Genomic DNA, 9,913 nt, shown 5'->3' with positions numbered 1-9,913 from the left:
TGCGGACCTGCGGTTCCCGGCGGGCATCTTACCGCCTACATTCCCTCAAGGTCGCAGGGATAGCGCCCGTTCGACATCTGCCCGGAGATAGACCGGACCGTAATCCTCGCCGGCGGGTCGGAAACGCTCGACACCGCGTTTCTCGATCAAGGAGTTCGCGGAGTTCCGGTGCAGACCGGTTTCGCGGATGATCGTGGAGATCGTCATGAACTTTGCATGGAATGCCGCAGCGTCTTCCTCCGTAATATAGACATGTACGCGGTGCGTCCTCGGGTTCGGGAGCGGCGTGCCCGGTGTATGACCATCATCCACGAGCCTTTGGAAATCAGCCCGGTTCCGCAATCCGATCGATCGGCCGAACTCGCCCGCGCTTGGAAACTCCGGTCTTTGTCGCCGAGACCGGTGGTCCTTCAGGACGTCGACGTCGTTCCTGCAAACGAAGATACCGGCATACCCTGCAAGATCGGGTCGATGCCCGACCCGCAATCGCTTCTCCTCGATCGCCTCGACAATCCTTCGCAGATCGACGCCAGTCCGGATCCGCGCGCGGTTGATATGCTCCCAGTCTCGATCGGCCGGATCGATCCGGGTCGCACCGGCGCGTAGAAGGTCGAGGAGGCGCGCCCCGTCCGACAGCCGCCACGGGAACTTGACCGTCGAAATGTCGATGCGTGGCACGAGAAGGCCGGCGTCGACGAGGGCCCGGAACTGTGGCAGTGTTGCGCTGATGGCGCGGCGCATCTCCTTCGGCCCGACGAGCGTCGGGATCTCGGCCAGCAGATCGGCGTAGGCCGCGGCGTCGAACGTTTTCCGGGTATCGGGCCGGTCGTCATCCGGCGCGATCGCGCCATGCCGGACGAGGAACTGCTCGAGGAACTGTGACCCCACGCCGATCTCGCGGGCGGCGGATCGCAGGGAATGAAGCCGCCGGACCTCGAGCCGTTCGCCGAGCACGTCATCGCCGGCTGCCATCGGCCAGGTCGCGAGGATCCTGTCGCGCATGAGGGCCCGGAACGGTGCGAAGTCCGGGTCGTCCCGCAGGTCGGTCGACAGTCGATGGTATAGCGGTTTGAAGGTCTTGTTTGGCAGGTCATTGTAGTGATCGGTGTTCGCCGCGAGGTGAGCGAGCGCATTCGCGATAGCGGTTTCGCCACCACGCGCCACCTGGAAGCCGAGATCGTGGGCGATCCATTGCGCTTCCGTTTCCTCTGTATCCACGTGATCGCCCAGGCGTAGCAGCGCCTGGCCCAGCAGATGGCAGAAGGTCGTTCCCGCGTAGAGCGGATGGCCAGCGAGCCACGTCCCGTCGTCCCCCGTGGCCAGCCGCGCGTCGAGCCAGAGATCGTAGGCGGTCGGCGTCCGCCGTCGACGATCCAGGGCACCGGACCGGATGTCGCCTTCGATCTCGGCCAGGCGCGCGACCGTGTCGAAGCGCTCCGGCACAGGACCGCGCTGCCATAGCGGGATCAACGGATGATCGTGGGCGACACAGGTCATCGCATGGCGCAGCTGCCAATGACCACGCATCGCCATGGCCTCGACGGCCCGGCCGTCATGGGCGTCCGCGTCCTCCCGCAGGCAGATCGGACATCCTCGAACCTGCGGGTTCCGCAATGCGCGGGACACGAAGACCTCACTTCGGAAAGTCGTCCGTACGTCCCCGATAGCTGTCCCCGTCCACGAGACGAGGTCGGCCATCCGGTCGTCATCGAGACCGCCCAGTCGGGCGATGCTGTCCAGCACCGCGGGGTCGAGAAGCAGGACAGCCCTGAAGGTGAAACCCATGTCCTGCGCGAACTCCATCACTGAGGTGAAGTTCTTCGCGGCCATGCGTGACACGAAGGAGGGCAACGTCTCGCGGGGAACCGGGACGGGGCGCAGGGGCAGGGCGGACATCATGGACCCTGTCTACGAACGATGCCTCATCGCGCCAAGATTGTTCGGCGACGGGATACCGTTCGCCGGCTGTTCACGCGGCAACGTTTCCCGTGTTCTGACAGCGTCATCAGCACTAATGACCGGCGTTGCGCACCGTCGTGTCAGGCATCAATATCGAAGGAGGAATGTCGTAGGAGGGCGGGAAGCGGCCGTTCGCTGCGGCCATCTCGAACGGCCGCTGTGCGCAGAAAGCGGTCCGTGGTAAAACAGCCCAGCCAGCGCCAAGGTCGTGCGGTCGCTCCCCAGACCGGGCAGAACGCTACTTGGCAGTGAGCTGTTCAGCGGCGCCGTCCAATAGCGCCTTCTTTCGTTGCCAATCTGGGTCGGCAAAGCTGATGGTCTTCCAGAAGTCTGGGCTGTGGTTGTGATGCCGGAGATGCGCCAATTCGTGCAGAATGACGTAGTCTATGCACTCTCGCGGTGCCTTGATCAGGTGGGGATTTAGAATAATGGTCCCATCGGCCGTGCAGCTTCCCCAGCGCTTCTCCATCTCTTGCAGGCGAAACGGCGGACGGCCGTTGACCCAAGGCAGCTTCTGTTCCCATTCGGCAAGCCGCCGATCAAAGTAGTCTCGTGCCTTCACACGATACCACGCCCATACACCGGCACTGACGCTTTCAGGCGAGCATGATCGGCTGGGAACTTCGAGGCGATTTCCCTTCAGTTTCACCGCGCCACGGTGCGTGTCGTCCTTGATCACTTTCAAAACGTATCGGCGGCCCAGATACAGAACCTCCTCGCCGGACACATACTCCTTGTCACGCACATGTCTGAAACGCTCTCTTGCCTTCTCGACTTGCATAAAGACCCAGCGAGCACGCTTGTTCACCGCCCTGCGGATTTCTGCGGGGTCTGCACCTTCTGGCCCATCAACGATGACTTCTCCGTCTGGCTCGACGTGGATCGCGATCTTCGTCGTCCGAGAGCCACCGGTCTGCACCCGATAGGAGAGGGTCTGTCCGCCATAGGTCAAAACAGGATCGACGGTCATCGGGCTCCCTTGGCCCGGCCCGCGCGGACGATTGCCACGATTTCCTCTATCAGCCGCTTGGCCGCGTCGAGGCCACCGAGCACCTTGAAATAGTGTGGCAAAAGTTGCTTCCGTATTTCGCCTTCGATGTTGCACGGATTGATGGAGTGCGTCTTAACCGCGTTCTCAACGGTTTCGTCGATGTGAAACGCCTCTTCGACCATGCGCTCTTCGGTGAGTTCGGCCTCGAAACCCTCTGTCTCGACCCTGAGCACGCCAAAGTAAGACTGAGCTTTGGGATGTCCGTCAAAGCGATCCGGGACACCAGGTGTTTTGCGTTGGTCGACTTGCTCCTGAAGGTCCTTGAACAGCACGTATTGCTTGTCTGGGTGATCGAACAGTGCCTCTGCTTGCCGAATAGCGTCTCTGAGGAGCTCCGAGAAAACCCTCTTGGCATAGGGATCATCGATCAGGTCCTGCTCGATCGTCTTCCGGAGCCGGGTCTTGATGAGGTCGGCTTCGGTTCGTGTCTTCTCATCAGACCATCTCTCTGGGTCGTCTTCTTCAAGTGTGCCAATCTGAAAAACGCCGGGCGGGTCCTTGATATCCTGACCGATCACTTGCGTGTCGACCATTTTGCGGATCTGCTGTTCGTATTCGGAGAAGTCGACAGTTTCCTGTGCGTCCCGCTTCGCCTGTGTTCGCAGCTCGGTGAAGAACTTCAGATCACGCTTGTAGGTCCGTATCTGTGCTTCATCAAACGCGCCGTCATCGAAGAATGCACGAGAGGACAGGGCAAGCTGGAGACACATCCCGAATTCGGTCAGCGCCTCGTAGAAATCCTCCCGGATCTTCTGGTTGTCGTCGACTATATGACCGGTGCCGTCATCGGACAGGCGCGGGGTTAAGAGCTGGCGGTATTGCTCCCAGTCTTGCTTGTTTTTCAGCGGCTTGAAGATGGCCCAGAGCGCATCATGTAGCGATGGTAGGCGCTTGTATTCGGTGGCCACGTTGGCAACCGTTCCGGCAAGGTCCTCAATGTCGTAGCCACTCTGCGTCTGTGCGGCCAGGTCTTGATAGTTCTGGATGGAGGTGTCGAGCTCGGCAAGGATACCGCGATAATCGACCAACAGGCCGAACTTTTTCGCCTCGTGCAAGCGGTTGACCCGGGCAATCGCCTGCAAAAGATTATGGGTCTTGAGATGTTTGTCGATGTAGAGCACAGCGTTCCGCGGCTCGTCGAACCCGGTCAGCAGTTTGTCGACGACAATCAGTATGTCCGGATCTCCATCTGTGCTGAAATCCTCGATGATGCCGTCTTCATAGGACTTGGGATCGTTGCCGACAGTCGCCTTCCACCAGGCCTGCACCTCCGGTGTCTTGGTCTCATCAGTGTCTTCGTGGCCTTCGCGCGTGTCAGGCGCGGAGATCACGACGGCACTGGTCACCAAATTGGTCGCATCCAGCGCGGCCTTGTAGCGGATCGCCGACAGCTTCGAGTCTGTCGCAAGCTGCGCTTTCAGACCCAGATCGAGCTTTATGAAGTTCTCGTTGAAATGCTCCGCGATATCCCAAGCGATCAGGTCGATCCGGTTGGCGGCGCGGTAGATGCTGCCTCGGGTGGAGAACTTCTTTTTCAGGTCTGACTTCTGGCTGTCAGTCAGGCCTTTGGTGATCTTGTCAAACCAGGCGTCGATTGCAGCCTCGTTGATATCGACGACCGGTTGCCGCTCCTCATAGACCAGCGGCGTCACAGCTCCGTCTTCGACAGCGCGCTGCATGGTGTAAGCGTGCAGAATGGGACCAAACTTGTTGCGGGTCTTGTCATCTTTCAGAAGGGGCGTGCCTGTGAAGGCGATGAAAGCGGCATTGGGCAGCGTCTTGCGCATCCTCTCGTGGTTTTCGCCCCCTTGGCTGCGGTGCCCTTCATCGACAAGCACAATGAGTTGGTCCGAGGGGTTGTGGCACTCAGGAAGCTTGGTGGCCGAGTTAAATTTTTGCAGCAGAGTGAAAATGATCCGCTCATTGCCACTGCCGATCCGCTCAGCCAGTTCTTTTCCTGATTGAACCTTCGCTTTCTCGCCGTCTTTCTTGGTCGCCACATCGGAGCCAAAGGCGCCACCGGTCAGGAAGGTGCCTGCCAGCTGCTTTTCCAGATCGACGCGATCGGTCACGACGATCACCCTTGCACCCGCCAACTCCGGCTCGACAAGCAGCGCTTTGGTCAGGAAGACCATCAGGTTCGACTTGCCTGACCCGGTCGTGTGCCAGATCACACCGCCTTCCCGGCTTCCGTCCGGTTTCTTCTTGGACACCTGATCAATGATCGCCTTCGCGCCGCGAACCTGCTGATAGCGGGCGACGATCTTGCCGAGCTTCTTGTCGAAGAACATGAAGCGCCGCGTGAAATCCAGCAGCCTGTCGGGGCGCAGAAGCCCAACGATAAGCCTGTCTTGCTCAGTCACGGCGACCGGGGCTGCATGTAGGCGCTTATAGTTGGCCAAGGAATAGCCCGGGCGCTCGGCGAAAAGACTGTCCACTTGCTTAGGCGTCAGCTCGGCATTGCGGATAGCTGATAGCTCAGCCTCGGGCAGCTCTTCCTCGCGCCAGATCGACCAGAACTTCTTTCGGGTCCCCGTGGTGGCATAAAGCCCCTCCGAGCCGGAAATCGACAGAAGCAGCTGCGAATAGGCATAGAGGTCCTGGATGCCGTCTCCCTGCTGGTTGCGAAGGTGCTGGCTGATGCCTTCCTCCACCATCGCCCTGTCGCGTGTCGTCGAAACCGGGCGCTTGGCCTCGATGATGGACAGTGGGATGCCGTTGACGAAAACCACGATGTCAGGCCTGTAGCTGCCAAGCCCACCAGGGCGCTGCACGCTGAATTCCTCCACGACGTGGAAATCATTGGCGCCGACATCGGTCCAGTCGATCAGCGGGATCGTCTTGCTGGTCTTCTCCCCATCGACAAACTCGGTGACCGTTATCCCCTTGGTGATATGCGATGTCAGCGCCTTGTTCGCCGGGATCAGCCCCTCTGTGAGGCCGGTAGAGCCCAAGGTCCGCACGACCTCGTCGATGCCACCGGGGGAGAGCGCATGAGACTTCCCCCGATGATCAAACCGATACCGTTTCAGGCGCGCCCGCAGCACACTTTCCAGAAGCACCCCGCTGCCAGCCACACGCATCGCAAAGGCGTTCGCGGGGCTGACATAAGTATACCCCATGGCCATCAGCACATGCAGTGCGGGGATCTTGGCGGCAGCTTCTTCGCGGGTGTCGGGCGTTTGGCTCATCAGGACGTCACTCGTGTCTAATCAAAATTGTAGCTGTCAAATTTGCTGATTTCTGCATCCTGATAGGTGCGGGTCCAGGCGCTGTCGGCCTCCCAATGGGCGACGGCGGTCTTGTAATTCCGGCGAGAGGCCCGTTGTGCCGCCAGTTTGTCCAGATGCTTGCGGATGGCAGCGCGACGTTGGCGCGACAGGGGACGGCCCCAGGAGCTTTGATAGACCTGCGCCAACGGATCGGATAGCCGCGCGCGCAGGACGTAGCGGATGATCTCGCGTCGCTCCATTTCACGCAAGCCGCGCGTCTTGCCGACACGATAGCCGTAGTAGGTCAGGGGAGAGACATCTTCGCCATACCAGCGCTGCCCGTTCGGCAATGGCTGCTCTGCAAGGAACTCACGGTGCGCATTTCGCACGGTGGACGGGATACCGGGAGAGACGAGGCCCTCAAACTCCTGTCGCGCGGCTTCTCTTTGTTGGCTGCGCTCTTCTTCCAGGCGCAGACGTTCCCTTTCGCGGCGTTCCTGTTCTTCCTTCTTGGCCTGCTTCTGCGCTTCCGTCTCGCGGAAGAAGAAGAACCAGATCAGGACGGCCCCGATGAGCAAAAAGAGCCATAGGGAGCCGTCGTCGTTCATGCCTGCACCCGCCGCTTGCCGGTGAGCAGTTGTTGCATCAGGGCTTTTTTCTCGGTGCGGAGTTTTTCGGCTTGGCTGTGCTGATGGGAAATCTCTCGCTCAGCCAACTCGAACACTTCTGATATTCGACGTTGTTCCGCAATCGGAGGAAGACGTAACTGGTAGGCTTTTATGGCTTTACCCGTGATCTGCGGTTGCGCCGAACCTGAGACGATTTTCCTAAAGCCGAAGTGGGTTAGATATTGATAGAGAAAACCAATATCGGCCTGACCGGTGTCAAGATCGTCGAGCGCCATTGAGTTGCCGGTAATGTAAGACTTCGGCGGTGTAAGATGAACTGAGCCGCAGACACCCCTGCAACCGACTGCGATGGTTGGTTCGTCATGATTAAATTCGTCGAACCAACCAATGTGCCCATTGGCACCGAACACGGGGTAGCCTTCCTCAGTCATATTTTTGTTCGAGATTGTCGTCCATTGCTTGGGATCGCAGACCTCCCCCAAACGCACCTCGCGCCAATCCTGGCCCTCGAACTCGGGGAAGCGGCGTTTGCCGGTGAGGAGGGTTTGCATGAGAGCGCGTTTCTGGGTGCGGGCGGTGGCCAGCAGCGCCTCGGCCGTCTCGATGGCCTTGTCCCATGTCGACAGGATCTCCGCGATCTTCTTTTGTTCGGGGAGCGGGGGTATGGGCAGGGGGATCGGGTATATGAAATTGCGGTTCAACGAGGGTTGTGCGCCACCCGAGTTGTGACTGGTAAAGTCGATCCAATCCAGCCAAAGAAAACAAAATCTTGGGTCGTTACCCAAGAAATCCGTGACATACATACCTGTGTTCAACGGCCAGAAGGGTTTATGCGACCACCACGCATTACCGATCCCTGACCCGCTTCGTCCGATTACAACTCCCGGTGCCGGGGCCTTTGCTTCGTTATGAAAACCATTTGGTCCGCCTCCACCGATTACTTCAATGTCCCCAGGTGCACGACTATGAGCAGGTAGGTCGTGTCCACGTTTCAATTTCACAAAATCGCCAAGCGTGGCGTCGGCCCATCCCTCAGGCACCATAACCCAACTCCCGCAGATAGCCTTCCATGCGTGTTTCGAGCTCTGCCAGATCGTCCTTCAGCCGTGTCCTCTCGGCCCGCACCGCCATCAGATCAATCTCGGATTCTTCCTCGAAGGTGTCGACATAACGCGGGATGTTCAGGTTGAAGTCGTTCTCGACGATCTCGGCCTTGGTCGCGCGATATGCGTATTTGTCGACCGTCTCGCGGGCGCGGAAGGTCTGCTCGATCTTCACGAGGTTCTCTTCGCTTAGCACGTTCTGGTTTGTGCCCGCCACGAACTCACGGCTGGCGTCGATGAATAGCACGCTGTCATCTGCCCTGCGTTTACGGAAGATCAGGACCGCCGCCGGGATGCCGGTGCCAAAGAATAGCTTCTCCGGCAGGCCGATCACGGCATCCAGTAGGTTCTCTTCGATCAGCTTCTGGCGGATCTTGCCTTCGGTCGAGCCGCGGAACAGCACGCCATGAGGCACGACGACGGCCATGCGCCCGCTGCCGGGTTTCAGAGTCTCGATCATGTGCAGGATGAAGGCATAGTCGCCCTTGGTTTTGGGCGGGGTGCCACGGCGGAAGCGCGCGAACTTGTCGTTCTCAGCGGTCTCCACGCCCCATTTCTCAAGACTGAACGGCGGGTTGGCGACCACGATATCGAAGTGGCGCAGCATGTCGTCCGATGTGCGCAGTTTGGGGTTGCGGATCGTGTCGCCCCATTCGACTTGGTGGTTCTCTTCGCCATGCAGAAAGAGGTTCATCTTGGCGAGCGCCCAGGTGGAGCCGATCGCCTCTTGCCCAAAGAGGGCGTAACGGCGCGTGCCGCTGCGTTCGCGCACCAGACGCCCGCATTTCATGAGCAGCGAGGCGGAGCCACAGGTCGGATCGCAGATGTCGTCGCCTTCCTGCGGGTCGACGATGCGAGCCATAAGTTCCGAGACCTCGGCGGGGGTATAGAATTCACCAGCCTTCTTGCCCGCCGAGGCGGCGAAGCGGGAGATCAGGTATTCATATGCGCCGCCGATGATGTCGAGCGCACCGACACGGGAGGGGCGCAGATCGAGCGCGGGCTTGGCGAAGTCTTCGAGCAGGTGGCGCAGAATGTCGTTCTTCTGCTCCTCGTCGCCCAGCTTGTTCGAATTGAAGCTGATGTCCTGGAAAACGTCCTTGAGCTTGGCGCCATTGGCCTCTTCGACGGCATGCAGCGCCTTGTCGATACGCTCGCCGTTGCCAGCCTCGAAGCGGCGCTTGTGCAGGGCATCGAACGCGGCGCCCTCGGGGAGGACGAAGGCCTCTTCCTGCATCATGGCGTCGACCAGCTCGGGCGCGTCAGGATACTCGGTCTCGTAGCGCGTGCGGTGGTCCTTCCATACGTCCGAGACGTATTTCAGGAACAGCATCGTCAGGACGTAGTCCTTGTAGATCGAGGGGTCGACCACGCCGCGGAATGTGTCACAGGCGCCCCAGGCGGCCTTGTTGATCTCTTGTTGTGTAATCGGGTTCATCTGTCTGCTCGTGGCCTTTTGGGAACAGCCTTCGCATGTGGAGAGAGTCTCCACAACTGCGCTGCACGAGGGGTATAGGTGTGTCTTGGGAAAGAGGGACTGCGGTTTTCAGCTGATTTGTCCAACAACGCCGGGGAAGATCAGCGCGAGGCAGGGACCAGGACCATCCACGGTATTCATCCGGCGAGGGCCGTAAGACGGGTTTGGCGCTTTGGTGATAGGTCCGACCATATGCGCGACCTTATATTCGAACCCAAGATTGAAGTTCTGTCCACCAAGATGAGATCGTTGATTGGGCTTCGCTGCGGCACCGCGAGTCCGCTTGCCGTGATCGGCTTCTCCGGACTCTACGAGCGCGGCGCTGTCGCGACCGGCAGGAAAGGGCTGACACCGGCCATCCGCCGCGTTTGGCACGAAGGTCGGCTCTGGTGAAGGTTTTCTGATGCGGGTCGCGGCGAAACGTTGCGCACTGTCGGAACCACGACCCGTGTTGGAAAACCTCCCAAGGAGGAAGCCGCGGG

7 protein-coding genes are annotated in these 9,913 nt (G+C 59.8%); all 7 read right to left on the bottom strand.

What is annotated here, in order from left to right:
• Positions 1–45: 45 nt before the first annotated feature.
• On the bottom strand, positions 46–1,899 hold the full coding sequence (locus tag LX81_RS21295; RefSeq protein WP_111537489.1) for a TniQ family protein: 1,854 nt from the start codon (positions 1,897–1,899) through the stop codon (positions 46–48).
• 298 nt (positions 1,900–2,197) lie between these two features.
• Positions 2,198–2,929 (bottom strand): M48 family metallopeptidase, encoded by a 732-nt coding sequence (locus LX81_RS21290; protein ID WP_111539254.1) that lies wholly within the window; start codon positions 2,927–2,929, stop codon positions 2,198–2,200.
• Positions 2,926–6,201 carry a type I restriction endonuclease subunit R gene (locus LX81_RS21285; RefSeq protein ID WP_111539253.1) on the bottom strand — a complete coding sequence of 1,092 codons (3,276 nt, stop codon included), beginning with the start codon at positions 6,199–6,201 and terminating at the stop codon, positions 2,926–2,928. The genes LX81_RS21290 and LX81_RS21285 overlap by 4 nt, the downstream gene beginning before the upstream one ends.
• A 17-nt stretch (positions 6,202–6,218) precedes the next feature.
• Positions 6,219–6,830 carry a hypothetical protein gene (locus LX81_RS21280; RefSeq protein WP_111539252.1) on the bottom strand — a complete coding sequence of 204 codons (612 nt, stop codon included), beginning with the start codon at positions 6,828–6,830 and terminating at the stop codon, positions 6,219–6,221.
• Positions 6,827–7,894 (bottom strand): restriction endonuclease subunit S, encoded by a 1,068-nt coding sequence (locus LX81_RS21275; RefSeq protein ID WP_111539251.1) that lies wholly within the window; start codon positions 7,892–7,894, stop codon positions 6,827–6,829. Before LX81_RS21275 ends, LX81_RS21280 begins: the two co-directional genes overlap by 4 nt.
• Positions 7,884–9,392, bottom strand: coding sequence for a type I restriction-modification system subunit M (locus LX81_RS21270; RefSeq protein ID WP_111539250.1), 1,509 nt, complete (start codon positions 9,390–9,392; stop codon positions 7,884–7,886). Before LX81_RS21270 ends, LX81_RS21275 begins: the two co-directional genes overlap by 11 nt.
• A gap of 108 nt (positions 9,393–9,500) precedes the next feature.
• On the bottom strand, positions 9,501–9,913 hold a 413-nt coding region (locus LX81_RS22650), incomplete at its 5' end, for a hypothetical protein (protein ID WP_211322863.1).

The organism is Palleronia aestuarii (genome assembly GCF_003253995.1).
Classification (GTDB): Bacteria; Pseudomonadota; Alphaproteobacteria; order Rhodobacterales; family Rhodobacteraceae; genus Palleronia; species Palleronia aestuarii.
This window is presented reverse-complemented; position numbering and strand designations above follow the sequence as displayed.

Excerpts from the sequence above, each read along its gene's own strand:
- LX81_RS21295 (WP_111537489.1), bottom strand. The coding sequence starts at position 1,899 with ATGATGTCCGCCCTGCCCCTGCGCCCCGTCCCGGTTCCCCGCGAGACG.
- LX81_RS21290 (WP_111539254.1), bottom strand. The coding sequence starts at position 2,929 with ATGACCGTCGATCCTGTTTTGACCTATGGCGGACAGACCCTCTCCTAT.
- LX81_RS21285 (WP_111539253.1), bottom strand. The coding sequence starts at position 6,201 with ATGAGCCAAACGCCCGACACCCGCGAAGAAGCTGCCGCCAAGATCCCC.
- LX81_RS21280 (WP_111539252.1), bottom strand. The coding sequence starts at position 6,830 with ATGAACGACGACGGCTCCCTATGGCTCTTTTTGCTCATCGGGGCCGTC.
- LX81_RS21275 (WP_111539251.1), bottom strand. The coding sequence starts at position 7,894 with ATGGTGCCTGAGGGATGGGCCGACGCCACGCTTGGCGATTTTGTGAAA.
- LX81_RS21270 (WP_111539250.1), bottom strand. The coding sequence starts at position 9,392 with ATGAACCCGATTACACAACAAGAGATCAACAAGGCCGCCTGGGGCGCC.